The sequence below is a fragment of the Flexithrix dorotheae DSM 6795 genome (assembly GCF_000379765.1).
Lineage (GTDB): Bacteria > Bacteroidota > Bacteroidia > Cytophagales > Flammeovirgaceae > Flexithrix > Flexithrix dorotheae.
This window is the reverse complement of record NZ_KB903450.1, coordinates 69,013-95,491: the sequence shown is the minus strand read 5'-3', so window position 1 is coordinate 95,491 and position 26,479 is coordinate 69,013. Positions and strand designations below refer to the sequence as shown.

Below are 26,479 nucleotides of genomic sequence, written 5' to 3'. Positions count from 1 at the left end.
ACTTCTTTCTTACCTACTGCATTCTTACATCATTTCAAAGAACTTTATAGCACTTTTGCTATTGAGCATCTGCATGCTTATCCCCGCTACCAAATCCCCTTCTTCTTATTTCTAAATCGGAGTGCAAAGTACGCTAAACTTTTTGTTAACTCCAAATTAAATTTCAACTTTTTTAAAACTTTTTTTTTACTCTCTTTCGAATAAAAAAATAACTCCTAAACCCCTCAATACCACCTACTTAACTACACCCTCTCTCCTCTCTAACCCCTCTCGATTTCGGTGTGCAAACATCGATAAACTTTTTATATCTACCAAATGTTTTTTCAACTTTTTTGAGAAATTTTTTAAAGCCTTTTAAAGCCTATTCCTCAACTCCCAACCCCCACCTAAAACACTTCAAAATACCTCCATTTTCCCCTCTTTTCTTACCTCTCTCTCAGTGACGTTTCCCTGAAAGCGAGTGCAAAGGTAATCACTCACCCTTTAATTCCAATACATTATACCATTATTTTTTGAAAAAAATCTTAAAAAATACACAATAACCTCATTACCAACATCTTACAAATGAAAAATTATTGCAACACCTGTAAAAATGGTGATCCGTTTAAAAGTAAATTGATTTGATACAGTATAATACCAACATCCATTTGCTTGCTGAATGAGATAAACTAAGTCTTATTAATAAATAATTGCGGCAGAAATCAAGTTTAATTTTAAGGAAAGTATTTCCCTTTGGGTTGTAATTAGTATATTATGTATCTAAAAGGTCGGGATTAAAATTATAAATGGATCAAAGATTTTAGTCTTAATCTTAATTTTTTTTTTGAATGAATTAAAAAATGATAAACAAAGAGAAAATATATGAAGCTTTTGGTGAGCTGATTTTTGCCATTCTTAGAATTGATGGAACAATTAATCCCTCACAAAAAAATAAAGTTGAGCTCATTTTAAAAAAATTTGAGAATGGTGACCAAATTTTTTGGTCATTCAATTATGAAAATAACCACAAAAAAAATTGGGAGGAAATAGAAAATAATACCCTTGACCTCTTTTTAGAGTTTGGCCCTTCTAAGGATTACCAAACTTTCTTTGAAATATTTGAAGCCATGGAAATTGAAAAATTGGATTTGATTGGCAGTAAAGGAAAAAAAATGATTACCAGGTTTAAAAATAAACTCAAACTAAAATTTTCCGAAAACCAGGAAATAATATTAAAACTTAAAAAAGAGGATGAAGACCATCAAGATGGATCACATTAAACTGAATATTTAAAAACTTAAATTCACTTAAGGAATAATATGAATCATTCTCTTTCTATTCAATTTTAATGAAAAGAAACTAAAATTTCATACACCCGCAAAAAATACCGACTTCTCCATAAATTATAGTTTTTACAATCCTATTTTAGCGCAAAAACCCAAATTTATCACTGATATTTTCAAATAAATACTGTAATAGCGTATCCAAACTCCTCATAATCTCACTTTTATTTTTCCATTTGGATGTTTTTAATTACATCCTCAATTTCTTTTCAGCTATAATTTTCCCTTTTCATTGTCCTTTTGTGACTATGAAAAAACAGTTAATCACTACAATTTGCCTAATATTATTTGCATACTTCCGATCTTTTCCTCAAGAACTTCTTTCTGAATCTGGGGGAAGGGCTGGTGGAATGGCAAATACTATGGCAACCATTCACGATTCGTGGGGATTATTCAACAATATAGCTGGAATTTCCAACCAGAAAAATATCTCTCCTATAATTGGATTTCAGGATTTATTTGGAATAAAAGCATTCAGGACAATTTCGGCAGGTTTTGTCAGTCCTTTCAGAGCAGGAAGTATTGGGATTGGTATCCAAAAATATGGTAACTCGCTCCTAAATAAGCAAAAAGTTTCACTTGGATTTGCACATGAATTAGCCGGAGCAAGCCTTGGGTTTCGGGGAAACCTTATTCAACATCACGTGGAAGGTTGGGGTAATAAAATTATACCAACATTTGATTGTGGGGTAATCACTCAATTATCTAAAAAATTCTGGCTAGGAGCTCAATTATTTAATATATCTCAAACCAAAATTTCAAAAGATCAGGAGGAAGTGTATCCTTCTTTTCTTACCCTGGGGATTTCCTACAGGCCACTGGATATTTTAATGATAAATTTAGAGGCTGAGAAATTTATACACCAAAAACCATATTTGAAATTTGGATTGGAATACCAAATCTCAAAAGCTTTATTTATCAGGACTGGGATAAATTCAGAAACTTTTAAGAATTATTTCGGATTTGGCTTTTGTATGAAAAGACTAAAATTTGATTATGGACTGAATAACCATGCTGTTTTAGGCTTGTCTCACAATTTATCTATGGAGTTTTTACTGAAAAAGAATTCAAAACCTGCTAATTAACTGCCTCTTTTTCCCATGTGAATTCTTCTCCTATGGTTGCCTTAATTCAATCTTCCCTAAAATTTATTTATCTATTCACAATAGTCTTTGGTTTTTCCTTACCGGCATTGTGCCAATCAGGATTAAAGGATTTAAACGCAGAAGAGCTCATACAAAATTTAGCTTCACAGCAGGAGGATGGAAATTTTGAGGATATTTACGGAGCTATGCTGGATTTTTATAAAAACCCCATTGACTTAAATAAAACCACTAGAGAAGAGCTTTCAAGTCTTTTTATTCTATCTGAAATCCAGATAAAAAGTTTTTTCCATCATATTGAAAAATATGGAGAATTGATTAATGAGTATGAGCTTCAATCAATTGAAAATTTTGATCTGGAAACAATCAATTTGATATTACCATTTATTCAGGTTAAAAAAAGTGCATTTAGGGAAGGGAACCAATCATTTTTTGAAAGGATAAAAAGCGAAGAAAATCACACAATCCTGTTTAGATTTGCAAAAACACTTGAAACTAAAAAGGGTTTTCATAAAGATCAGCCTCTTGAAAACAGATATCTTGGTTCTCCCGATAAATTATATTTGAGATATAAAATAAGCCGGCCTCGAGACTTTAGTTTTTGTATCACAACAGAAAAAGACCCGGGCGAAAAAATGTTTATCAATAATAAAGGCCCTGAGTTTTTATCTTTTCACGCAGCTATTTTCAATAAGGGCAACTTGAAATCATTGGTAATAGGGGATTATAGAATTCAACACGGCCAAAGCCTTTTACTAGGTGGAGGTTTTCAGCTTGGAAAAGGCTCCGAAACAATAACAACCACCAGAAGAAGCTCTTTAGGAATCCTTCCCTATAATAGTGTGGTGGAAAGTGGTTTTTTTAGAGGGATCGCCTCTTCAATCCAAATCAATCCTCATTTTTTATTTACCACCTTTTATTCCAGAAAGCACATTGATGGAAACCCAGTAAATTTATCCTCCGATTCACTTTCGGATAACAGCCAGGAATTTAGCTCAATCATAGATAATGGATTTCACAGAACTCAAAAGGAGCTAGATAAAAAATCGAATATTTTCCAACAAGTGGCCGGAGGGATTGCTTCTTTTAAAAAGGAGAGTCTTGAAATTGGCATAACAGGAATATATTCACAATATGACAGAAATTATTCTAAGCCCCTGAAAGATTACAATCAGTTTGAATTTAGGGGAATAGATAATTATAACCTGGGCTTTAATTTAAATTACGGCTGGCAAAATTTTTATTTTTTTGGAGAGGCTGCACTTTCTAAAAGTGGGGGGAAAGGATTAATTGCTGGTCTTATTAGTAGTTTATCTAAAGAAATTGAGTTTTCTCTGTTGCTGAGAAATTATCAGAAAAACTTCCATTCCTTTTTTGGGTCTGCTTTTGGAGAAAATTATAAAAATATAAATGAAAGCGGGATTTATATGGGATTAAAAATTCGCCCATCAAAAAAATGGTTAATTACTGCCTATGCTGATCAGTTTAAATTCCCATGGCTCAAATACCAGGTTGATGCCCCATCAAGTGGAAACGAGTTTCTCTTTCGCATTTCACATTTACCTAAAAGGGCAATTAAAATTTTTGCTCAAATCAGATTTGAAAGGAAAGGGAAAAACCTAAAGGATAATTTAACCAAGACCGACTTTGTAGTCCCGACTTCTAAAATAAATTATTGGGGAAATGTGGATTATAAAGTAAACGAACATATTTCTCTTAAATCAAGAATCCAGCTTAGTTTCTATAAACAATTAGCGAAAGAAACTGGATATGCATTTATACAGGATATTAATTTTAGATGGGAAAGATTTAAACTGGGAACCCGATTCGCCATTTTTGACGCAGACTATGAAAACCGTCAGTATGTTTATGAAAAGGACGTATTAGGCTCATTTTCAATTCCGGCTTATTTTGGATCGGGAGCCCGGAACTATTATATATTTAGTATGAAAGCCTCTAGCAAGATTGATTGCTGGGTGAAATATTCCTATACTATGTACAGCAACACGAAAAAAATAGGTAGTGGTTTAGAGGAAATTGAAGGGAGAAAAAAATCTGAAATAAAATTTCAAATAAGGTATAAAATTTAAACAGGTTTCAAAGTTTTCGAAAAATTCTCTTTCCAATTTCCGGGTTGGTTACCTCATCTAAAGGTAGTATCCAAGACTCTTACTCTGGCATTTTTATTTACTTTAAATTTTTTCCATTTCAGGGCCTTAAAAATTAATGAGGTTCCAATGAATGTTGCTCCAATCACCAATGATTCCTGTTGATTATAAAAAGGATTACTGACCAGGGGATGAACCAGTGAGGCAAATAAAAATCCTCCTCCGATAAATGCTGTACCAGTGCTGGCATAAATGGCAGCATGATTTTTAAAATAAAAAGCATCGAATTCGTCCATTTGCATTTCAATATCACGGCTGGCAATGGTTATGGTAGAATCTCCAAAACCTCTTATATAGTCATGATATAATGACTTATTTTCTTTTTGCTTAAAATAAATTTCATCTCCAACGGACAGTTTAATTCTTTTCTTCCCATACTTATCCAAAACCAGAAACTTCTGCGCAAAAGCACCAGAAATATTTACTAGAAACAAAAACAACAAAACTGATAAAATCCGCTGCATCAATATTTTATTAATATTCAAAAACAAAACCGTGTTTTCGGGAAACACCTTAATACAAATCATAATTGATTTTTTAATGATTTGGTTGCTTGAACCTCAAAAACCGGGACGATGCAAATATAAAAATATTCGATAGAAATAAACTTGATTAGAATATTTAGAATTCCCGAATAAAAAAAACCAGAATAAAATCCTGGCTCTGTAAAAATTCTTATCATGGAAACCCTCTTATAACTTAATTTCCTTCCCAAGGTAAAAATCAAGAATCTTCATTTTGAAAATATATTGGTATTTAGAGGTAATTAAATCCGCTTCAGCTATACTCAGGTTATTTTTTGCAATATTCAGATCTGTAATATTGGAGGAACCCAGGGTATATCTTTGTTCTGTAACTCTAAAGGTTTCTGTTAATGCATGAACTCTCCTTTGGTTAGCTGAAAATGATTTTCCCGCAGAAATGACATCCAGATTAGCTTGTTCAATAGTTTGCCTTAATTCATTTCGGACAATTTTAGCCTGCAGTCTTGCCCTTTCATTTTGAATTTTAGCATTGTTCACCGCTGAACGTACCATGTGCCTGTTGTAGATGGGGATATTTAAGGAAAACCCAACACTTTTTCTTAAACTTTCCTGTAATTGATCTCTGAAACCAAATTCAGATTCTACAAATTCGGATGAAATCGGAACATTATCGCTAAGCACAGGCCATTGGATTAAATCACCAGTTGGAGATAATTCTGGAGGTAATTCGAAATATCCAATTGGTGCGGTTCCCGTGGTTATGTCTCTTTCGATCTGTGTGGCTTGTGCACTTGAATAAAAAGTATTGATTCCAGCTCTAAAAGAAAGAGAAGGTAAAAAATTACTTTTGGCTATATCAATACCTACTTCTGAACTCTCCACTGATTTATCAGCACTAATAATATTAGGCTGGGTACTTTCCGCATAATCATAAATTTCTTTTACCGGTTGAAGTACTAAATTCTCATCAGGATCTGGTATGGAATCGGGAACAAAAACCTGGAAAGGTTTGGCATCTTCAATTTGCAGCAATTGTTTCAATTGTAAAGTATTGAAATTAATATCATTTTCTGCATTTACCACTTGCAATTCCTCAGTGGCTAATTGGGAAAGTAAATCAAATAAATTCGTTTCTGGCAACACCCCTGCATCCACCAGTTTTCTGGTTTGAGCTATTTGTTCTTCTGAATTACTTACCCGACTTTCCGCTACTTTCAGATTTTCCCTGGCCATTAAAATTCTTAGATATGCATTAACCACACTGAGCATCAGAAAATTCTCCTGGTCTTCCAGGTTTAATTTACTTGCCTCCAGGTTTAACTTATTCTGCTTAATTGTATTCTGAACACTCATTCCACTAAAAATTACCCATGAAGAACTGACTCCAAAGTTATTGGAGCGAACACGCGCATTAACTGGTTCATTGGTATATACATCAAACGATCTACCCCAATTATAATCATGGCTTGCGAATCCATTTAAGTTGGGCAACATTTCGTGCTTCGATTGGGTAAGTGCAACTTCATTTGCATCTATATCCAGTTTAACCTGTTGAATGGTCAGGTTATTTTCAATGGCATAGTCCACACATTTTTCTAAATCCCACTGCTCCTGGGCAAAGGAAAAATTTGCTATAAACCAGCTTAATGTAATTAAAATAATCTTTTTGAAATGAGTCATTTTTTCAGGTTGGTTAAGCACGAAGGCTAAAAAGTATATCTGAAGTGGTTTAAACTTATTCCTTTTGGCTGTAAATGTACATTTCATGAACCTCAGTTCATAGAAAAACTAAGCAATAGCACTGCTATTCCTGCTTTTTTCTATTTCCTGAGAACCATAAACTGATCATTTTCGCTTCTAAACAAAAAATTTAAATCACTTCGCTAATATCCGGTTAATTCTAAAAATTCTTCTGAGAAACAAATATAGTTAGGGAAGAGATTATTGTCATCAATTGTTTGATCAATGGAATATTTTTGGTTTAAGCATTACTTTAGGGGAAATCACCTAATAATAAAACGGGACATTAAAATTGGCCATAAAAAAATCCATCCGAAAATTAACATTCCAGATGGATTTCTAATATTTATATAAAAAGGAACTAAATCCTTTTTAGAATTACATTTTATCTAACACATCCATTACAGCTTTCACATGGCCTCTTGAAGTTTCAAGTAATTCTTTTTCGCTTTCATCCAGCTGAAGCTCAATTACTTTTTCGATTCCATTTTTTCCTAATACTACAGGAACTCCAAGGTATGCATCATCAATGCCATATTCTCCTTCAAGTTTCACACAAACCGGGAATACTCTTTTCTGATCTTTTACAATTGCTTCTACCATTTGAGCAGCAGCAGAACCAGGAGCATACCAGGCAGAAGTACCCATTAATTTTACTAATTCCCCTCCTCCTGTTTTAGTTCTTTGTACAATGGCTTCCAGTTTATCAGCATCAATTAATTCAGTTACCGGAATACCACCAACTGTAGTATATCTTGGAAGTGGCACCATAGTATCACCGTGTCCACCCATTAAAACAGCCTGAATATCTTTTGGAGAAACATCTAATGCCTCAGCTAAAAATGCTCTGTATCTTGCAGTATCCAGGATACCTGCCATTCCCATCACTTTGGTTCTAGGCAAGCCAGATTTGATATGAGCCGCATAAGTCATTACGTCCAAAGGATTTGAAACGATTATTATGATGGCATCAGGAGAATGTTTTACTACATTTTCAGTTACCGAATTTACAATTTTAGCATTGGTACTAATTAAATCATCTCTGGACATTCCAGGTTTTCTTGGAAGTCCTGAAGTAATTACTACTACATCTGATCCTGCAGTTTTAGTATAATCATTGGTAGAACCTATGGTACGTGTATCATAAAGGTTAATTGGAGCTTTTTGCCAGATATCCAGGGACTTACCCTCGGCAACCCCTTCTTTTATGTCAAGTAAAACAACTTCATTGGCCACTTCTCTGTAAGCCAAAACATCGGCACAAGTTGCACCTACATTTCCTGCTCCTACTACTGTTACTTTCATGGGTTAAAGGATTTTAATTTAGCGTTTGATTTCGCTTGCGAATATACTACAGTAATCGCCTTTCTCCAATTAAATAGAAGGTATTATTTGGTTTCATCCCCGGAAACGTTTGCTTGAATTAAGGCATAAAAAACAAAAAAGCAGGCCTTGTAAAAAACCTGCTTTCAAACTACTGAAAATCAAAACACTAAGGCCTTTTCGCCATTGGTTTAATATCGGTAAGGTCTGCAATTTTTACTGGCTTACCTGTTTCAATACTTTTTCTGGCGGCTATTCCCACTAAAATGGACATTGCCCCGTCTCTGGTGCCAGCTGCATGCCTGTAAGGATCGGCCATATCAGGATCTTTAAAAATCTTATCCTGTAAACGGCTATCTCCTCCACCATGGCCTCCTCTCACTCTTGGAATTTTTACCGATTCATAATCTCCAAAATTATCCATCACCATAATTTCGTCAAACTCTTCAGGTTTTTCCTTATTTCCCTGGCTCATCTCCTGCGCATGTAATTTTGACTGATCTTCCACTCCCTGTTGCCATGGAATTCCCTCCCATGAATCGAACCGACCTTTCATCCCATTAAATCCAATTCTTAAACCTTCGTATGGAGAATAAGTGGTAAGAGAATAATTTACCACCACTCCATTTGCATATTTTATCTGGGCTGACATTTTATCATAAACATCAATTTCTTCTCTCCACAGACAATTGTCTCTGATATAGCCATCGTGTTTTTCGTTAGCTACATACAAATCCATATAGGTTTTATCCTTTGTGATGTCATAATAAAAATCACATTTATCTTTCAGGCTGCAATCACGGCAGTTTTTACCTCTAAAAGAATTGTTTTTCCCATAATGCTCTAATTCACCATAGGCAAACACTTCTTCAGGATCAGAATCAAGCCACCAATTTAACAAATCGAAATGATGTGTTGACTTGTGTACAAGTAAGGTCCCTCCCTTATCTGTCAGGCCATGCCATCTTCTAAAATAGGAAGCCCCATGATAAGTATTCAAATACCAGTGAAAGTCTACTGAGGTAATTTTCCCAACTCTTTCATTTACAAGCAGCTCCTTTATTTTAGTAAATTGTGTTCCATATCTATAATTAAATCCTACAATTACTTTTTTCCCGGTTTTCTTTTCAGCATCCAGAATTTGCTGACATTTATCTTCATCAGTAGTCATGGGTTTTTCTGTAATTACATTCAAGCCCATATTCAAACCCTTTATAATGTATTCGTGATGAGTGGAATCCACTGTGGTGACAATTAATAAATCCGGTTTTTCGGTATTTATCATTTTTTCGAAATCGGTATAGGTATTACAATTTACCCCAATATACTTTTTACCAAATTCCACTCTGCCGGGATTGATGTCACAAAGCCCTACAAACTCCAGTTCATCACCATAATTTTGGGCCACTCTTTTTCCCCAAAAAGTAATTCCCCGGATTCCTGTACCTACCAGGGCTACCTTAGTTTTTTTCTTTGGTGCAAAAATAGACGATCCAGCCACCTGCCCTGACAACATCGTTCCGGCAGTGGCGATTCCTGAGGTTACTAAAAAGTTCCTTCGATTGATTCTCTCTTTCATTTCTTTTTACAATTTATTTTGGTAATTACACTCTGTTTCGGCTACTTACCTTGAATCGGTTTTAGATGATTTAATTTAACTCTTTATTCCATCAGATTCAACTCTTATGAAAGCCTAAATCACTGCCATGAAGTTGGGTTAAAATTGGGTTAATTTGAAATTAAAACAGGTTTTAACGGTACATTAACGGTAAATAAATTAATTTTACAGCTTTAGATGAAATCATAATCATCTGAATATTAATACTTTACAAAAACAAGCAAAAGAAAGGGTATTTGCCTGATTTCGATTTACCTTTAATGGATACTGCAGAAGAAAAGATTAATAATTCCCTGAGAAAGGTCTTAAAAAGTGATACTTTTAATAAGTCAAAAACCAACCAGCGCTTATTAAAGTATCTGGTAAAATCCTCACTTGAAGGGCAAAACCCCAAAGAGTTTACCATTGGAGCCGAAGTATTTAATAAGAAATATACAGCCGGACAAGATCCGAATATCAGGGTTTATGTACATAACCTCAGGAAAAAACTGGCTGAATATTATGAGCAGGAAGGTAAAGAGGATGATCTGATTTTTGAAATCAAAAAGGGACAATACAAAGTTGATTTTTTGTCCAATGAGCCAGAAAAGAAAAAGTTTCCAGAGTCCAAAATTATTTTCATAGGGCTAGCAATTATTTTATTGGTTATTTCCAATACAGGATGGTGGTTCTTTTCCCAACCTGGAAAATCACTAGGATATATCCAGAAAAGTAATATTTGGGAATCGTTTATCCATAGTGAAAAACCAACTTTAATGATTATCGGGGATCATTATGTTTTTACCTCCCAATTATACACAGATCAGGTAGGCGTAAGTCGTGATACCAGAATTAACTCGGATGAGGATTTGGATAATTACCTCAAAGAAAATCCGGAAAAAATCAAAGGAATAAACCGAACCAAGCTTACTTATCTTACCAAACAGGGTCCTTTTAGTTTATTTAAAGTGATGCCAATTTTTACACTTCACCAAAAGGAAATTAAATTACAACTTGCCAGCGAAACATTGTGGGACGATGTAAAGGGCAGAAATGTGATTTTCATTGGATCTTATAAAACACTAGGTGACCTTTCCAAAATTACTGATCAACTCCAGTTTTCATTCGATTCCGAGGAAGTGAGATTAAAATATTATGATAATACAAACGATACGCTTTTTTCCTATAAATACTATCAGGAATTAATGGAACAGGCTACAGTTGATTATGCACTGGTCAGTTTTATAAAAGGGACCAATGACGTTAATTTTTTCTTTTTTCTTTGTAACCATGATATTGGGAATATTGCCACAGTAGATTTTTTCACCAATCCTGAAAAGCTAAAACAATTTGAAGATCAACTCTCTGAAAATGCTACAGGTTTTAAAAGTCTCTTTGAGGTGAAAGGAATGGAGAGAACCAATTTTAATCTAAAACAATTGATGTTTGAACAGCTGGATAAAAACCTGGAAAATTTGTGGGAATAACGACTTTCAGGCCGAACCAACTTTTTTGGCTTCTGGTTTTAAAAGAATACAAAATAAAGCTCACCTAAAAACTATCTTAAATGGAATGTTATCTGGACAGTATAAAAAAACAATTTGCTTATTATAAAAATTTAGGAGAACAAACGATAACCCAAATACCAGATGAAAAACTCACCTGGCAATATAATGAGGAAAGTAACAGCATTGGCACTATTGTAAAACACTTATGGGGAAATATGCTTTCCCGATGGACCGATTTTTTGAGTGCTGACGGAGAAAAAACATGGCGGGAGAGAGATGCTGAATTTGAAAATGATTTGACAAGCAGAAAGGAAATTCTTGAAAAATGGGAAGAGGGCTGGGCTTGTCTTTTTAATGCCATTGATCAGTTAACTCCAGACAATTTGGAAAATATTATATATATAAGGAACCAGGGACATACGGTAGTAGAAGCATTAAACAGACAATTAGCCCATTATGCCTCTCATGTTGGTCAGATTATTTTTTTGGGAAAAATGACAACCGCTGATTCATGGAAAAGTTTATCCATTCCCAAAGGTAACTCAAAGCAGTATAATGCTGAAAAGTTTGCCAAACCAAAATCCAAAACCCATTTCACAGAAGAATTTTTGGAAAAGAAAAAAGACCGGGAATAATCCCGGCCTGTATGCTTAAAGGTAAAGACAACTGCTACAAATAATAAAATGCAGCCACTTAAAAACTAAACATAAACATCCACCTTTTACTTCTTACCCTCCTGATGTTGTCCTTAAAAACCTGGATTTCCTGGTCATCCAAACTCCACCTGATGGCTTTACCGTAGTACTTGGTAGCTATTCTGTAGTTTCCCCTTACCTCATTCAACCTTCCAAATTCATTGTAGGCAAATGATTTTTGTACACCGGGAACATCGAGCGCCCTGATCATCAGGTTTTCATGTTCATCCAATCGTCCCGTATCGAATAACAAATGAGACATATGGATGTAAGGTGCACTGTAATTTGGAGAATACTTTAAGGCCAGTTTCAAATGGCGCTCTGCTTTTTCATATTCTTTCAAATGAAAAAGGTATAACCAACCCATGTGGTTATGCGCTTTACCATAGCCTGGCTCCAATGCCAATGCTTCTTCCAAATGACTTTTACCTTCAAGGTAAAGTTGTTCTTCAAAAGCCCTCTCAGCATCGATCACGTACTTTTCAAGTGTTTCTAAAGTCATGGCTTTAAAGTTTGGGTTAAAAAAAATATTAAATTTAACTGGTTGATTTTAAATCAATTACCCTGAAAGTTTTTGTATTCAAACAAACTAAAAGAGCTTCAATTCAATCATATTCAAATATAAATTGTCAGTACGTACCCTATTTACGCACTAAAATTTTTCTTACTATTTGTGGTTCTTTTCTGTTTTAAATTCGTTTTTATGAAATCTTTCTCTTTTTTGCTTTCAACAAAACTTTACTTTTTGGATGGACATAGAATCTTGGCCATCTTGAAAATGAAGCTAATTCCGTTCGGCCTCCAAAGTTGCCCAGTTTGTAGACTTTTTTATTTTCGATCTCCACTTTGGTGGCCACAAAATCAAAAAGATGACTTTCCAAATGTTGACCCAATAGGGAATTTTTATCCATCTTTTCACAAAGTTCTGCATAAACTTTATCCCAATATTTCCCTACTCTCTTATCCAAAAATCTGATTAAAGGGGAAAGATTATCATTTAGCATTTTCGAATTTCCCCCTTTAATTTTAATACTCTCCTGTTTGGGGGAAAATTCAAAATCTTTCCCTACCATTTTCTTATTGTAACCTTTTTGAGTTTTCACTCTCCAACCTAACCTGTAGCATTCTATAAGTTCTTCATTCATTCTTTTATCCCTTCTTTTTTGTCTTTTTCTCAATGAAGGTTTTAGTTGTTTTAAATTATCCATAGTTTCTAGTTATTTCAATTAATTTTTTAAAATGTGGAAGAGACAGGAATCGAACCTGTCACCACCTTAGTTTTATCAAGGCACTCTACCAAATGAGTTTCTCTTCCAAATCAGTTGCAAGCCTCCGGATTTGTCTGTTACCCAATTCCATTGGCTATACAACCGGCTAAAAAAACCGGAGCTTTTCCAAAAACATGACAGCACAAACGGAGCGCTGTTGATGGGCTTTAACCATTCTCCGGTTTAGGAGGCACCCGTTTTGCCCCTCCCTTAGCTTGCGGTGTTGAGGGGAATCGAACCCCTGACCTCCTCATAGACAGTGAGATATTCTACCCCTGAACTACAACACCTGCCCTCCTTTTGGACATGCAACCGGGGCTGGTTTCGATCCAGCGCTTTCGGCATCAAAAACCGATGTTCTCCCAATTGTACCACTTAAACCGAACAAAATTAAACGGCTTCAATTTTGTCATAACTATTTGATAATGAGATGGTAATTCTCAATATAAATTAGTACTGGTACTTACCCGGCAATATTTATTTATAATTTACTTTATATTGATCGACCTGAAGCCCGTTTTCAAAATTCTGCTGTGCCAATAATTCCAGTTTATATTGTTTTTTAGCACTTCCAAACATTTTCACCCCGGTACTCAGAATTAAAGGATTCACCTTTAGTTTCAATTCATCAATCATTTCATTTTCCAACAGCCAGCCGGCAAATTCCCCTCCTCCACACAGATAAATAGCAGTTCCCTTTTCATTTTTCAATTCCTTAATTTTTTCCAGGTCCATCCGGCATACTTTCACCTTTTCATCAGCATTTTCCAATTTCATGCGGTCAGAAAATATAAAATGCCGCATGTGTGGATAAGCAGGCTGACCAGGCTGCAATCCGAATTTATATCCAAACTCGTAAGTCTTTCTACCCATAATTACCGTATCAAAATTTTGCAGATCATTGCGGTAATAATCCACCAGGTCACCAGTTTGCACAAACCCACTGATATCTTCATTTTCTCCTGAAATAAATCCATCAATTGAAATCGCTACGTAATAGATAATTTTTCTCATTATGGTTATTGTTTTTTGGTTAAAAATTTATTTCTCAGTTGTATCAGGTAGGGGATTCGAACCCCTGTTTCTACCTTGAAAGAGTAGTGTCCTAGCCGATTAGACGAACCTGACAAAAAAATAGCCCGACCTTTTTATAAAGGCCGGGCTACATTTTATTAGAAAAATATATGCTAATACCGTTTCCGGTATTTCCCGACCCAATACATAAAATCCTCCATACCATTTACTGGCACACAGTTCTCACTTGTTTGAGCGAAAAGAGTTGATATGTATTGAAATCTTTGAATCATGTTTTGAAATTTTGCTTTAAAACAAAAAACCCAGACCTTTTCGGGTCTGGGTTCCAGTTAATTTATATATAAAATTATTGCTTTAGACCAGACCTAAATAATACACACCAATCCTCAATCCCAAATTGGGTACTGCGCTTTGGCGAGGCTATATGTAGTGTGTATAAAATCATGTTTTCTTTGCTTGAATTATTTAAATGTGATGCAAATGTGGCAGAATTATTTATTCGTGTCAAGTTTTTTTTGAAAAAAGATTAAAATTCTTTGTTTCGTTTTTAGTCACAAGTTCCGCTTTCGATAAGGTTCGTACCTGATACAGATTATTACTAAAATTCATTTCCAATCAAAAATACCAAAACTGCTATTAAGTAAATTATAATAATCGAATTTTTAATTAACCCGATATTTTTCGAGCCTATATTTATGTTATTTAGCTTTTTTTTAAGTAACTCTTTTTTAAACCAACCCAAATATTCACCATAAATCGTCATTAACAAGTAAATGATAAAACAAATAAAATTGAGACTATTGTTTAGACTGTCATAAACTGTAATACCAGTAATGATAGAATAAAACCCTTGGATAAATAAAAATATTAATGATGGGAAATATAAACTTGTAAAAAAAGCAGACATACTCAATTCTGTTTCAAAAGAAGGTTTGAGAATTAAGTTAATCCTATAAAAAAAATTAAAAACTTGAAAGTAAATCCATTTCATATCTTATTTTCTAAGTATGACCAATTTTTAAATTACTTGGAAGACATTCTTAGCCTCCAAATTTATAATAGCGATCCTTGGCTCTTTGTGCTCTCTGTGAATTTTTGAATTGATATTGATAGTATTCATTTTAGGCTGAATTTACAATATTTGCATTAATTTCATCCCAACAGAAACCAGTCTTAGCGAAAGCGAGACTTGTGACTAAAAATGGTTCAAAGAACAAATATGGTTATCTTTGAAAATAGGCAGTTTATGGATGATTTTTAAATATCAATATTAGGAGAAACTTGGGAATACCTGTTAAAAACATGAGTAAGATTCAAGTACATTTTAAGCCGTTTATTTTACTCAAAGTGCTACAAATCACCATTGCAATCCTTTTATTCATATTTCTTTTATACGGAGCAGAACAGGCAGATGCCAGAGATGACAACAAGACTCTTATAAAAGCTTTTTTAATGATACTAGCCACTACAGCAGTTGCTGTTTTCTTTGAAAAGTCAGATATTATTTTGAGCCCAAAGAAATATTTGACAATGGATAGTAAAGGACTTTCCATTCAAAATAAAAAGGGATTAGTAAAAGTATACTTTTGGAAAGATATCACTAAGGTATTCTTGATTTTTAAAGGGGTACGTTTTTACCAAGTTTTGTTATTTAGTGACGGTAAAGAACTAGAATTCGAATTTAGTGAAAAATGGTTTTTCTCTGCATTCAATTCCTCCAAAGGGTTAAAACACAATCATAATAAACTGATGAACTACTATGGGGATTTAAAAGAGTTTACAGATAAAATTGATATGGAAAATTATAATGAACTTCTTAAAGAATATAGCCTACCAAATCCAGGGTGGTTTGAAAGAAGAAATTTTGATAAAAAAATCAGGGATTAAAAACCCAATTCACTTAAGGTACAAAATACAGAAATGAAAAGGCATTTGTAAATTAAATTTGGGAAAATCAATGCTCAAATTTAAACCAAAAAAGCCCTGATTTATCATCAGAGCTTTTTCATAAATGTCATCCAGTTCTAGTCAAAGAATTCCCGAACCCGATCGAAAATACTATTTCTTTCAGATTTATCAGGTTTGGGCTTGAAATTAGACGATTCTCTAAATTTCTCAAAAAATTGTTTTTCTTCACTTGATAAAGAAGTCGGTGTCCACACATTCACATGGATCAACTGATCACCAGTTCCAAATCCATTCAATTCTTTTATTCCCTTTCCTCTCAATCTCAATACTTTTCCACTTTGCGTACCTGCAGCAATTGGAATTTTCACCTTTCCATTGATGGTAGGAACTTCAACTGTAGTTCCTAAAGCTGCATCGGCAAAACTGATATATAAAGGGTAATGCACATTAGCACCCTCTCTTTTCAAATTATCATCCTCTACCTCTTCAATGACGATAATCAGATCACCAGCCATTCCACCTCTTTTCGGCACATTCCCCTTACCTGACATAGAAAGTTGAACACCTTCAGTCACACCAGCAGGCACCTGTACTTTTATTACCTCCTCTTTTTGAATTCTTCCTTCACCATGACAAGCAGAACATTTGGATTCCACAATTTGACCTTCTCCCTCACAGGTAGGACAAGTACTGGTAGAAACCATCTGCCCAAGCATTGTATTCATAATTTTCCTAACCTGGCCAGTTCCATTACAAGTATGACAAGTTTTCAGGGCAGAACCATTTTTGGCACCATTTCCCCCACAGGTGTCACAACTAATATATCTTGGAACCTTTATCGTTTTTTCAACTCCATTGGCAATTTCCTGCAAATTCAGCTTTAGTCTTACCCTCAAATCCTTTCCTCTTCTCACCCCACGGCTGTATCCCTGTCTTCCACCTCCACCTCCGCCACCGAAGAAATCACTGAAAATATCCCCAAAACTTGAGAATATGTCATCCATATTCATTCCTCCGCCACCAAAATTTCCATCTACCCCCTGGTGTCCAAACTGATCATAGCGTTGTTTTTTCTCCGCATGACTCAGCACTTCATAAGCTTCAGCCGCTTCCTTAAATTTATCTTCCGCTTCCTTATCTCCCGGATTTTTATCAGGATGGTATTTAATGGCAATTTTACGATATGCCTTTTTTATCTCTTCAGGGCTTGCATTTTTGCTTACCCCCAGGATGTCATAATAATCTCTTTTTGTACCCATTTCTGGCTGATAATTCAGTTTTAAAAACTGGTGGTAAATACCCTCTACCAACAGTATATAAATTCAATTTACTTAATATATTCGGATTGGGAATTAAGCACCTACTACCACTTTGGCAAATCGAATTACCTTTTCCCCCAGAATATAACCTTTTTCTACCTGATCAATTACTTTCCCTTTCAGGTCTTCACTTGGTGCAGGAAATTGAGTTACAGCTTCATGTAATTCTGTATCAAATTCCTTTCCCTGAGGGTTTTCAATTTCTACCAAACCCTGCTTATCCAGTGTAGTTTTAAATTTTTTATAGATAATTTCAAAACCTTCCCTCACAGGATCATTTTCCTTTACCTCTTCTCCAAAAGAATTTTGGGCTCTTTCAAAATCGTCAAGTATAGGCAAAAATTCTTTTATTAGACCTTCATTGGCCGTTTTAAGGAAATCCATTTTTTCTTTGGAAGTCCTTCTTCTATAATTTTCAAACTCAGAATATAACCGAAGGTATTTATCCTTGGCTTCTGCAAGTTCAATTGCATGTTTTTCTGATTCACTAAGTTCCTCCTCCACAGTTTGGTTTTCAGATGTAGAATCAGATTCGTTTGATGCTGTATTTGGTTCTGTTTGTTCGGATACCTCTTCCTTTTCGTTTACTACTTCGGTATCTTGTTGAGTTTCTTTTTGATCTTTTTCTTTATCCTTTCCCATTTTTAATATTTTAATTTAGATCACGAATATGGTTTTCAATTTTTTTGCCTTTCAATCTTTTTATGACAAATTGGCTTACTACTTCCAAAATCAGGAATAAAAATATTTAAAGTCAGCCGTACAAACTTCCCTTTCTGTCATTTTTGCAAAAGTATCCCTATTGAAACTAAATTCTCATTTTAAACTGGATTTTTTTACTTGCTTCAAATACATGGGGCTATTTTCTGGTCCAGGCTTTTTTATGAACATTCATATTAAATCCCCTAAACAGTTTAATTTCCCGAATCAAAATTATATTTTTGCCAAAAAATTGCCAAAAACTGAAAATTACAAATAATGAGTGTTCTTGTAAATAAAGATTCGAAAGTTATAGTCCAGGGTTTTACTGGGTCGGAAGGCACGTTCCATGCTGAACAAATGATAGAGTATGGCACACAGGTAGTTGGTGGTGTAACTCCTGGTAAGGGAGGACAAACACACTTAGACAGGCCTGTCTTTAATACCGTTGCGGATGCTGTAAAAGAAACGGGAGCCAATGTTTCTGTAATTTTTGTACCGCCTGCATTTGCAGCAGATGCCATTATGGAAGCTGCCGAATCAGGCATAAAAGTTATTGTAGCTATAACTGAAGGTATTCCTACAAAAGATATGATCGCTGTGAAGGAATACTTAAGCGATAAAGATGTGGTGATGATTGGCCCAAATTGCCCAGGTGTAATTACTCCAGGACAAGCAAAAGTAGGTATTATGCCAGGTTTCATTCACAATCCTGGGAAAATAGGAATTGTATCCAGATCAGGTACGCTTACTTATGAAGCCGTTGATCAAATCACTAAAGCAGGTCTTGGCCAGTCCACATGTATAGGAATTGGCGGTGATCCAATTATTGGGACTACCACCAAGCAGGCTGTAGAAATGTTAATGAAAGATCCTGATACTGAAGGAATTATCATGATAGGTGAAATTGGTGGCCAGATGGAAGCCGAAGCAGCCTATTGGGTAAAAGAGAACAGTGCAAAATATGGCAACAAACCTGTGGTAGGGTTTATCGCAGGACAAACAGCTCCTCCCGGCAGAAGAATGGGACATGCCGGTGCTATTATTGGCGGAGCAGATGACACTGCAGCTGCTAAAATGAAAATCATGGAAGAATGTGGTATTCATGTAGCGGTATCTCCGGCAGATATTGGAGAAACCATGGTAAAAGCATTGGGAAAATAATTTTTCCTGCCCAAAAAAAGCCTTTCAGAAATTTCTGAAAGGCTTTTTTTGTGAAGTTGATTAAATAAAAATTACCTGTTAAGCCATTTTTTAAAGGAACCTGACCTATCCACACTTACTATAGCTTCTAAATCATATGGAGCAGGAGGCTCAAGCTCAACTTTTACCCGGCTCTTGGAATAAGCCACCATTTCTTTGATAGAATCAAAACTGATGGTAAATTTTCTGTTTATTCTAAAAAACCGTTCAGGGTCCAATAACTGTTCAAGTTTGGTAAGAGTAGAGTCAATAATGTATTTCTTGTTATCCTTTGTAATTAAGTATAAATATTTGTCTTCACCCATAAAATAGGCCACTTCCTCTATCAAAATTGATCTAATTTTCTCTCCCGTAGTCACCATAAATCTTTTCTGAAACGCAGCTTCCTTTTGATCAATTGCTCTTAAAATAGAAGCCACATCAACCCCCGAACTACTTGTTTTTAAACTTTCATATTTTTCCAGGGCTTCTTCCAGTTCTTCCTCATCAATAGGTTTTAATAAATAAGCAATACTATTTAGCTTAAAGGCTTTTATTGCATATTGATCATAAGCAGTTGTAAAAATTATGGGTGTTTTGATATCCACTTTTTCGAAAATAGAAAAGCTTTTTCCATCGGCCAGATGAATATCCAGAAATAAAAGATCTGCTTCATTTTCAGAAAGCCACTTCACTGCTTTTTTTACGGAATCGATTTTATCCAATATCTCAATTTCTGAATTGAGCTCCAACAACATGCTTTCCAGCGTGTCAGCTGCCAGTTGTTCATCTTCAACAATTAGAACCTTCATTTTTTACTTATGCTTATTTATTTTAATTTCTTAAATCTACCCACAATTAAATTTCCTGTTCTAATAAAGGGATTTTTGAATAAAAAAACCCATCTTTTTGATAGAATTCAGGTGATTTATTGGAAAGATACTGATACCTTGTTAATAGGTTTTGCTGGCCTACTCCAGTGGATTGCACGCTATCTTCCCTCAATTGCAAATTATTTTTCACCACTAGAAAATCATGCTCATCCACAAAAATTTCAATTGTAAGTGGATTATCACTGGAAATGACATTATGCTTTATGGCATTTTCAACAATAAGCTGAACGGCCGATGGAGGAATATACAAATTCAGTTTTTCTTCTGCAATCTGATCAGCTACTACCAGCCCCTCATTAAAGCGAATTTTTTGTAAAAACACATAGTTTTTGATGTATTTTATCTCATCACTTAGGGTAACAACAATCTGATCCTTATGTTCCAGAGCGTATCGATAAACCCTGGATAACTTTTGAACAAATTTTCTGGCTAGTTTTGCATCTTTCCCTACCAGGGCGGATAATACATTTAGGGCATTAAACAAAAAATGTGGGTTGACTTGATTTTTTAAGTTTTCGAGTTGAGCAATTACATTTTCTTTTTCCTGACGCTCGGTTTTCACCAATAGGGCTTCCTTTTCACTTGAAAGCGCTTTGTTTTCCTTCATCAATTCATACGCCTCCAATGCTTTTTCAATTGATTGCTTTAGCTCTTCCCTTTTCCAGGGTTTAGAGATATAAAAATAAATTTTACCTTTATTTATAGAATCAATTATAGCCTGCATATCACTGTACCCAGTGAGTAGAATTCTCATAGGATCAGGGTGGTTGGGGATGATCTTTTCAAAGAATTCTACTCCGGTCATCTCAGGCATTTTCTGATCACTAATCACCAAATCGATGGGTTTTCTTTCCAGCAACTCAATTCCTTCTTTTCCACTGTTGGCAATAAAAATATTATAATCTTCCCGAAAAGTTGCCTTAAAGGATATTAGATTCTGACGCTCATCATCCACATAAAGGATACTATACTTTTTACTCACTGATTTGCCAGTATTATTTTTTCAAAATTAATTCGACAGGCAATTTAATTATTTTAATGGAAATAAGAGACTGTGATTCTAAGCGGATTTTAAAATTTTAAAAAAGGCCCCGAAAAGAAAAAGTGAACATTTTATAAAAGGGCATGGTTGGTATCAAACGATAACAATTACCTTGAATTGGTTTCCCCACAGCTCATATATTAAAAGCAAACCAATAAAGAAAATAGGATGACAGGGCAGGTTAAAATTCCGGATTCCACTTCATTCCATTAAACTGACGAAGTGGAATTCGGATCGAATTATTGTGGCTTATCCTGACTCTGTTTGTAGAAATAAGTTCAGAGCATGTTTATACTTTTGATTTTCAGGGGAAAACGTTCGGTTTTCGGTTCTCACAAGACAAGAAAATTATTGAATAGCAGCGCTATATAGAAATTTATCCTGAAGTGAAGTTTCATAGTCGAACAAACGCTCAGTAAGCCATTGCAGCGAAATAGTTAAATTTTATACCAGCCCTTAGGAAAAAATAAATTCCTTCATACTGTTATCTAAAATTTTGTCATCAATACTGCGAATATCCTCAATTTCGTCAGAAGTCACATCATAACAAACTTCGAAGATTCCCCCTTTGAAATTGAAAAATGATATTCTGAAAGCTTCATTTTCATTACTCGACATTAGCGTAGCTTCTGGAAATAGAATTGACTTTCTTGCATTCAGGGGTAAGCTGTTGAATTTCATAGGAATAAATTGTTAGTTATTATTTGGTATGCAATATGTTAAAAGCAATTTTTAATTACATTTCTTAAACAGTCCCGACCTTACTTGTGTAATGTTAAAATTACATGCCCATCAAAAAAATTAGTCAGGACCAATAAACGTATGGCAGGAAAAGCAATTAAAATACCAATAATAACCTATTTGGTATTTTTTTACGAAAAACACAATAACATACTTTTTATCAAATACTTACAAGATAAACACTCTGTAATTTTGTCTTTTTTTATCCTGTGTTTTCTGAGGATTTTTTTCCCTGTTTTGTTTAAAAAATGTATGTTAAAATCCACAAAAAAAACTTTCTCTGAAAGAATTTTTTGTAAGTTTTCTTCATTTTTTTAAACAAAAATTACATCAAAAGCAAAGTAGAGTCTACCCCAAACTATATCAATCCAAACCATTTCGCTTTCATTTATGTCATCTTGTTATAATTTAGAGTTTACATTTATTTACAAAATTTGGCTATGAATCACTTTTGGCATATATTAAGTAACTGGGGCGTAAAAACAGCCAATTCTGAAGGGAAAAACAAGCGTATATACCTTGCAAATCAATTATCAATTTTATTGATCATCCCTTTTTTATTCTTCCTGGCTTCTACCATAGTATTTTCATTACCCAAGCATTTTGTAAACTTCAGTTTTTGCATTTTCATTTTTCTGCTGGTTCCATTGCTCAACCGTTGGGAATACACAGGATTTTCCAGAACTCTTTTGTGTGTAGGACCTACTTTGCTCATCACTTTGGCCTCTATATTTTCTAAATTAGATATGGTTGAAGCCAATTTAATGGTTGCGTTGGCTCCAAGAGCTTTTATACTATGTATGGCAGTTCTCCCTCACGTGCTATTTAATTATGAGGATTCCGAATTAATGTGGTTTTCCTTTATTTTCAGTAGTTTGTGTGTGCTGTTTTACGATGAAATCCACTTACTTTTTGGAATTGATATTAGTCACCTACCCTATGTAGTGTGGAAATATGACATTTTAAGGGCCACCATCTCCATCACTTTTATTACAATTACCATGTTTTTGTACCTGTTACAGGGAATAAATGAAAAATTTCAGAAAAGAATAGAAGCGCAAAAAAAGGAACTGGTGGAACTCAATTCCATAAAAGACAAAATGTTAGGGATCATTTCTCATGATTTGCGAAGTCCGTTAAACTCCCTTCAGGGAGTATTGGAATTGCTGCAGTTAAATGGATTGAACCCGGATCAGATTCGAACCATTTCCTCCGATTTAAATGATAAGTTAAAAAATACAATAGATGTGATGGACAATCTGCTTCACTGGACCAAAACTCAAATGAATGGCATTCAGGCTAACCCAGAACAGGTAAACTTATATTACACAGTTCAAAAAATAATTGATCTTCTAAGCCCTCAGGCAGACAAGAAAAAGCTCCATATCCATAACCTGACTTCCTCCTCGGTAAACCTTTGGGCAGATAAGGAAATGACTATCATTATAATTCGTAATTTGGTTTCAAACGCTATAAAATTCACTAATGAAAATGGTAATATTTATATAAAATCCACAGAAAAAAATGGACAGGTAGAAATAGCAGTGGAAGATGATGGTGTAGGGATGTCACAAGAGGACCTTTCCAGATTATTCTCGGCTCAAAATCATTTCAGTAAAGTGGGGACAGCCAATGAAAAAGGCTCTGGCCTTGGTTTGATACTGTGTAAAGAATTTGTAGAAAAAAATAATGGGAAAATTTGGGCAGAAAGTTCTCCCAAAAACGGAAGTACGTTTATTTTCTCATTAAAACCATTTAAAAATGAGAAGGAATCACCCCAACTGGCTGAAGTATATTAAGCGATACAATTTTAATAATTGTTAATCTCCAGCAAAATATGATTATTCCGGGATTTATTAATTAATAATTATAGTTTTCTTTGTATAGAACAGGTTTAGTTGTCCGTTCTTCTATTCCTATTACATTATCTACCAAAACTATAATACTATGAAAAGAACCATTACTCACTCATCTACAAGAACCATTGAAGGAAAAGTAACTCAGGAAATACGGGATAAAGAAAATAAAACTATTTTCAAGGTCACTTTTACCAGAAAAAGCAGACGATAGAAAATTCTATTTCAAACTTAGGGAGGGAGTTTTTTCCCTCCTTAATATTCCACCCCGTAAGTATCCATAATTTCCTTTTTAGATAAAACTTCCACTTTAACTTCCATTTTTACATCTTCAACAGGTCTGTCTCCTGGTTGTGTGGCCACATCAGCAATTTTATCTATAACCTCCAAACCTGATACTACCTTACCAAATACTGTATATTCACCATCAAGGGAAGGATACCCTCCTACCGAAGTATAGGTAGATTTTTGCTTTTCGGTCATCGGTTTTTCCAATTCAGCCCCAAATTGTTTTTCAATAGTTCCTTTCTGCTCCCAAATGAATTTGAAAAGTTTTTCCCGATCCCCATCCATTTGCAATTCACCGTATTGGGCATTCAAGTCATTAAACTGCTCCATGTTAACCAATGAATCGAAAAGTGCAAACAGGGACTTGATATCTGTGTTCTGCACTGCTAGTTCTTCCCTTGAGAAAGGGGTTCCCTGAACAATGAAAAACTGACTGCCATTCGATTCTTTTTTGGGGTTAATCCGATCCCCTTTTCTTGCTGCGGAAAGGGCTCCTTTTTCATGAATTAAATCCTGATTAAATTCTGCAGGAATATTATAACCAGGACTACCCCCACCCAGCATTTTATCTGGGCCGGCATTTCTGGAATCCGGATCTCCCCCCTGAATCATAAAGTCTTTAATAATCCTGTGAAATAAAAGGTCATCAAAAAAACCTTCTGAGGCCAGTTTCACAAAATTGGCTTTGTGCTGGGGTGTCTGGTCATACAAAACCGCCTTCATATCGCCAAGTCTGGTTGAAATGGTAATTAGATAATCCTCTCCTTCTTTTAAAGGAGCTAAAGTTGTTTTTTCTTCATTCGTATTACATGATATAAGAGCCAGTGAAATGGCAAAGCATATCATTCCTATTTTTCTCATCATAATTTTATAATAGACTAAAAGCTGGCATTTTCAGCTTAATTTTATTTAACTTCTAGCAAAAGGATTCCAAATATATAGAGTTTTCCCACCTTCTTTTTCAGGAATTGGTAATTTGTTAATTACTTGCTATAATAGTGCAAAATTAAAGAACAAATTTAAAGGGATAAGTGGAAGAAAAGCATTCAGTTACTGAAAATAAGGCAATAAATCGTCTTCTGGATAATGCTGTTGGTTTTATAGAAACCTACATTAAAATCATTCAGTTAGAACTAAGAACAGGAGTGGCCTCAGCACTTACCATTCTTATATTAGTTTCCCTGGTATTAATTTTTATTTCTTTTACAGTTCTTTTCATCAGCCTGGGATGCGCTTATTTAATCAGCAGCATTTTACAAATTAGTTATTCAGGTTTCTTTATTGTGGCCTTATTTTACCTTCTATTGCTGGCCATAATTTTATATTACAGAAATGGTATAAAAGGAGGAATTGATAAAGTTTTAGAAAATCAATTAAAATCATCAGAAAAAATTGAAAGAGGAAATAATTCAACAGAAGAAGACCCTGCAAAAGGAAGCTGAAACCTATAAGGAAGCCATTAAGGTAGATGTCCATACGGTGGTGAAGGAAGTGGAGAACAAAGGCAAAAAGGTGCTGATTATCTCTGGTGTGCTCCTTGGGACTTATGCCTTCCTTGAACTTTTTCTGAATTCAAGAAAAAACACGACTCAACTTATTGAGTCAAAAAATAAAAAGGGCAAGGAATCCATTGTGGTTACTGAAAAGACAGAGTCTCTAATGGTAAGAAAAATTAAAGACCACATCACCAACTTTATATTAAATTTACTCACGCAAGCCCTTAATGAGTTTATTGAAAATCTTTCCAAAAAAAGGGATAAAGATTAAATTAAAACAGGAAATTTTCTCGACTCTTTAGTGTTTCCAAGTCAATTGAACATACGTATTGTACTTCAGACAAGTCCTGAATAACATTTAGGATTTTATCTGGAGAAATCAGTCCTGTTTGATTCTCTATCAATAGAAAATAATCAATATTTTGGAGTTCCGGAGCAATAGAGTATTTCTGGGCATATTTATACGCTGCAGATTTATTACATATAAGCCTGTAAGTATTATTCTCTGTTTTAAAAATATAGTTAGGAATTTCAAATCTTTTGTGTTCATTTGATTCCATCCGGAAATTTTCATTTTTCACCAATGAAATGCCCAGAAATTTATTCAACAGCCAGGCCATTTTATACCCTTTTTGTACGCTTACTATTCCAAAAAGGTCGAAGTCAAAATTATATGAAACCTGAAGTTTATGGGGCATAGTGCCTACCGGATTAGCATTTTGATCTACAGAGACAATTGTAATTGACAAATTTCCAATTTAATTTTTGACATTCAAGGTTTTAATGTATTTATTTGCACCAGATTAATAAA

The 26,479-nt window shown here is 34.6% G+C and carries 25 protein-coding genes and 3 tRNA genes; 11 read left to right on the top strand and 17 right to left on the bottom strand.

Annotated features, from left to right (window positions below):
- The first annotated feature begins 839 nt into the window (after positions 1 to 839).
- The 3 genes from A3EM_RS0121135 to A3EM_RS0121125 all read left to right on the top strand — a co-directional run bounded on the left by A3EM_RS0121135 (position 840) and on the right by A3EM_RS0121125 (position 4,515).
- Positions 840 to 1,259, top strand: a complete 420-nt coding sequence (locus A3EM_RS0121135; protein WP_020530243.1) for a hypothetical protein — start codon at positions 840 to 842, stop codon at positions 1,257 to 1,259.
- A 311-nt stretch (positions 1,260 to 1,570) separates the two neighbouring features.
- Complete coding sequence (locus tag A3EM_RS0121130; protein WP_020530242.1) at positions 1,571 to 2,407, top strand: PorV/PorQ family protein; 837 nt, start codon at positions 1,571 to 1,573, stop codon at positions 2,405 to 2,407.
- Between the two features lie 32 nt (positions 2,408 to 2,439).
- A complete protein-coding gene (locus A3EM_RS0121125) occupies positions 2,440 to 4,515 on the top strand; it encodes a helix-hairpin-helix domain-containing protein (RefSeq protein WP_020530241.1) in 2,076 nt (691 codons plus the stop codon).
- Between the two features lie 53 nt (positions 4,516 to 4,568).
- Here the strand turns inward: A3EM_RS0121125 and A3EM_RS0121120 are convergent, their stop codons facing one another.
- From A3EM_RS0121120 to A3EM_RS0121100, 4 genes are all read right to left on the bottom strand, one after another.
- The gene (locus A3EM_RS0121120) at positions 4,569 to 5,120 is read right to left on the bottom strand and encodes a hypothetical protein (protein ID WP_020530240.1); all 552 of its coding nucleotides are present in this window, start codon (positions 5,118 to 5,120) and stop codon (positions 4,569 to 4,571) included.
- 165 nt (positions 5,121 to 5,285) lie between these two features.
- Positions 5,286 to 6,845, bottom strand: coding sequence for a TolC family protein (locus A3EM_RS0121110; RefSeq protein WP_020530238.1), 1,560 nt, complete (start codon positions 6,843 to 6,845; stop codon positions 5,286 to 5,288).
- Between the two features lie 351 nt (positions 6,846 to 7,196).
- Positions 7,197 to 8,123, bottom strand: coding sequence for a malate dehydrogenase (mdh, locus tag A3EM_RS0121105; RefSeq protein WP_020530237.1), 927 nt, complete (start codon positions 8,121 to 8,123; stop codon positions 7,197 to 7,199).
- A gap of 187 nt (positions 8,124 to 8,310) precedes the next feature.
- Positions 8,311 to 9,720, bottom strand: a complete 1,410-nt coding sequence (locus A3EM_RS0121100; RefSeq protein ID WP_026210472.1) for a Gfo/Idh/MocA family oxidoreductase — start codon at positions 9,718 to 9,720, stop codon at positions 8,311 to 8,313.
- Positions 9,721 to 10,019: 299 nt separating this feature from the next.
- Here A3EM_RS0121100 and A3EM_RS0121095 point away from each other — a divergent pair, with 299 nt between their 5' ends.
- Together A3EM_RS0121095 and A3EM_RS0121090 are read left to right on the top strand one after the other, a co-directional pair.
- Positions 10,020 to 11,225, top strand: coding sequence for a hypothetical protein (locus A3EM_RS0121095; protein ID WP_020530235.1), 1,206 nt, complete (start codon positions 10,020 to 10,022; stop codon positions 11,223 to 11,225).
- Between the two features lie 80 nt (positions 11,226 to 11,305).
- Positions 11,306 to 11,881: a DUF1572 family protein gene (locus A3EM_RS0121090; RefSeq protein WP_020530234.1), complete on the top strand. Its 576-nt coding sequence runs from the start codon at positions 11,306 to 11,308 to the stop codon at positions 11,879 to 11,881.
- A gap of 58 nt (positions 11,882 to 11,939) precedes the next feature.
- Here the strand turns inward: A3EM_RS0121090 and A3EM_RS0121085 are convergent, their stop codons facing one another.
- From A3EM_RS0121085 to A3EM_RS0121055, 6 genes are all read right to left on the bottom strand, one after another.
- A complete protein-coding gene (locus A3EM_RS0121085) occupies positions 11,940 to 12,443 on the bottom strand; it encodes a tetratricopeptide repeat protein (protein WP_020530233.1) in 504 nt (167 codons plus the stop codon).
- Between the two features lie 199 nt (positions 12,444 to 12,642).
- A complete protein-coding gene (locus A3EM_RS46080) occupies positions 12,643 to 13,149 on the bottom strand; it encodes a hypothetical protein (RefSeq protein WP_020530232.1) in 507 nt (168 codons plus the stop codon).
- A gap of 34 nt (positions 13,150 to 13,183) precedes the next feature.
- Positions 13,184 to 13,256: transfer RNA gene (locus A3EM_RS0121075), tRNA-Phe, on the bottom strand.
- A 171-nt stretch (positions 13,257 to 13,427) separates the two neighbouring features.
- A tRNA-Asp gene (locus A3EM_RS0121070) sits at positions 13,428 to 13,499 on the bottom strand.
- A gap of 187 nt (positions 13,500 to 13,686) precedes the next feature.
- Positions 13,687 to 14,223: a dihydrofolate reductase family protein gene (locus tag A3EM_RS0121060; RefSeq protein WP_020530231.1), complete on the bottom strand. Its 537-nt coding sequence runs from the start codon at positions 14,221 to 14,223 to the stop codon at positions 13,687 to 13,689.
- 41 nt (positions 14,224 to 14,264) lie between these two features.
- Positions 14,265 to 14,337 (bottom strand) — tRNA-Glu (locus tag A3EM_RS0121055).
- Between the two features lie 1,209 nt (positions 14,338 to 15,546).
- Here A3EM_RS0121055 and A3EM_RS0121040 point away from each other — a divergent pair.
- Positions 15,547 to 16,131 carry a hypothetical protein gene (locus A3EM_RS0121040; protein WP_157638006.1) on the top strand — a complete coding sequence of 195 codons (585 nt, stop codon included), beginning with the start codon at positions 15,547 to 15,549 and terminating at the stop codon, positions 16,129 to 16,131.
- Positions 16,132 to 16,268: 137 nt separating this feature from the next.
- Here A3EM_RS0121040 and dnaJ read toward each other — a convergent pair whose 3' ends face one another.
- Both dnaJ and A3EM_RS0121030 read right to left on the bottom strand, forming a co-directional pair.
- Entirely contained in the window at positions 16,269 to 17,411 is a 1,143-nt protein-coding gene (dnaJ, locus tag A3EM_RS0121035) for a molecular chaperone DnaJ (RefSeq protein ID WP_026210471.1), read from the bottom strand.
- A gap of 93 nt (positions 17,412 to 17,504) precedes the next feature.
- On the bottom strand, positions 17,505 to 18,113 hold the full coding sequence (locus A3EM_RS0121030) for a nucleotide exchange factor GrpE (protein WP_020530226.1): 609 nt from the start codon (positions 18,111 to 18,113) through the stop codon (positions 17,505 to 17,507).
- Positions 18,114 to 18,449: 336 nt separating this feature from the next.
- Here A3EM_RS0121030 and sucD point away from each other — a divergent pair, with 336 nt between their 5' ends.
- Complete coding sequence (gene sucD / locus A3EM_RS0121020; protein WP_020530224.1) at positions 18,450 to 19,334, top strand: succinate--CoA ligase subunit alpha; 885 nt, start codon at positions 18,450 to 18,452, stop codon at positions 19,332 to 19,334.
- A 71-nt stretch (positions 19,335 to 19,405) separates the two neighbouring features.
- Here sucD and A3EM_RS0121015 read toward each other — a convergent pair whose 3' ends face one another.
- The 3 genes from A3EM_RS0121015 to A3EM_RS0121000 form a co-directional block, all read right to left on the bottom strand.
- A complete protein-coding gene (locus A3EM_RS0121015) occupies positions 19,406 to 20,164 on the bottom strand; it encodes a LytR/AlgR family response regulator transcription factor (RefSeq protein ID WP_020530223.1) in 759 nt (252 codons plus the stop codon).
- A gap of 46 nt (positions 20,165 to 20,210) precedes the next feature.
- The gene (locus A3EM_RS48460; protein WP_020530222.1) at positions 20,211 to 21,227 is read right to left on the bottom strand and encodes a histidine kinase; all 1,017 of its coding nucleotides are present in this window, start codon (positions 21,225 to 21,227) and stop codon (positions 20,211 to 20,213) included.
- Between the two features lie 516 nt (positions 21,228 to 21,743).
- The gene (locus A3EM_RS0121000) at positions 21,744 to 21,968 is read right to left on the bottom strand and encodes a hypothetical protein (protein ID WP_020530221.1); all 225 of its coding nucleotides are present in this window, start codon (positions 21,966 to 21,968) and stop codon (positions 21,744 to 21,746) included.
- Between the two features lie 500 nt (positions 21,969 to 22,468).
- Between A3EM_RS0121000 and A3EM_RS43175 the strand changes: the two genes are divergently transcribed.
- Positions 22,469 to 23,827, top strand: coding sequence for a sensor histidine kinase (locus A3EM_RS43175; protein WP_083925285.1), 1,359 nt, complete (start codon positions 22,469 to 22,471; stop codon positions 23,825 to 23,827).
- 148 nt (positions 23,828 to 23,975) lie between these two features.
- Entirely contained in the window at positions 23,976 to 24,098 is a 123-nt protein-coding gene (locus A3EM_RS48365) for a hypothetical protein (RefSeq protein WP_020530217.1), read from the top strand.
- Positions 24,099 to 24,139: 41 nt separating this feature from the next.
- On the opposite strand, the gene A3EM_RS0120975 is transcribed toward A3EM_RS48365, so the two are convergent.
- On the bottom strand, positions 24,140 to 25,036 hold the full coding sequence (locus A3EM_RS0120975; protein WP_026210470.1) for a peptidylprolyl isomerase: 897 nt from the start codon (positions 25,034 to 25,036) through the stop codon (positions 24,140 to 24,142).
- A gap of 167 nt (positions 25,037 to 25,203) precedes the next feature.
- Here A3EM_RS0120975 and A3EM_RS43170 point away from each other — a divergent pair, with 167 nt between their 5' ends.
- Both A3EM_RS43170 and A3EM_RS0120965 read left to right on the top strand, forming a co-directional pair.
- Complete coding sequence (locus A3EM_RS43170) at positions 25,204 to 25,614, top strand: phage holin family protein (protein WP_020530215.1); 411 nt, start codon at positions 25,204 to 25,206, stop codon at positions 25,612 to 25,614.
- Positions 25,565 to 25,939 carry a hypothetical protein gene (locus tag A3EM_RS0120965; protein WP_020530214.1) on the top strand — a complete coding sequence of 125 codons (375 nt, stop codon included), beginning with the start codon at positions 25,565 to 25,567 and terminating at the stop codon, positions 25,937 to 25,939. The genes A3EM_RS43170 and A3EM_RS0120965 overlap by 50 nt, the downstream gene beginning before the upstream one ends.
- A gap of 1 nt (position 25,940) precedes the next feature.
- Here A3EM_RS0120965 and A3EM_RS0120960 read toward each other — a convergent pair whose 3' ends face one another.
- Complete coding sequence (locus A3EM_RS0120960) at positions 25,941 to 26,417, bottom strand: IPExxxVDY family protein (RefSeq protein ID WP_157638005.1); 477 nt, start codon at positions 26,415 to 26,417, stop codon at positions 25,941 to 25,943.
- Positions 26,418 to 26,479 lie beyond the last annotated feature (62 nt).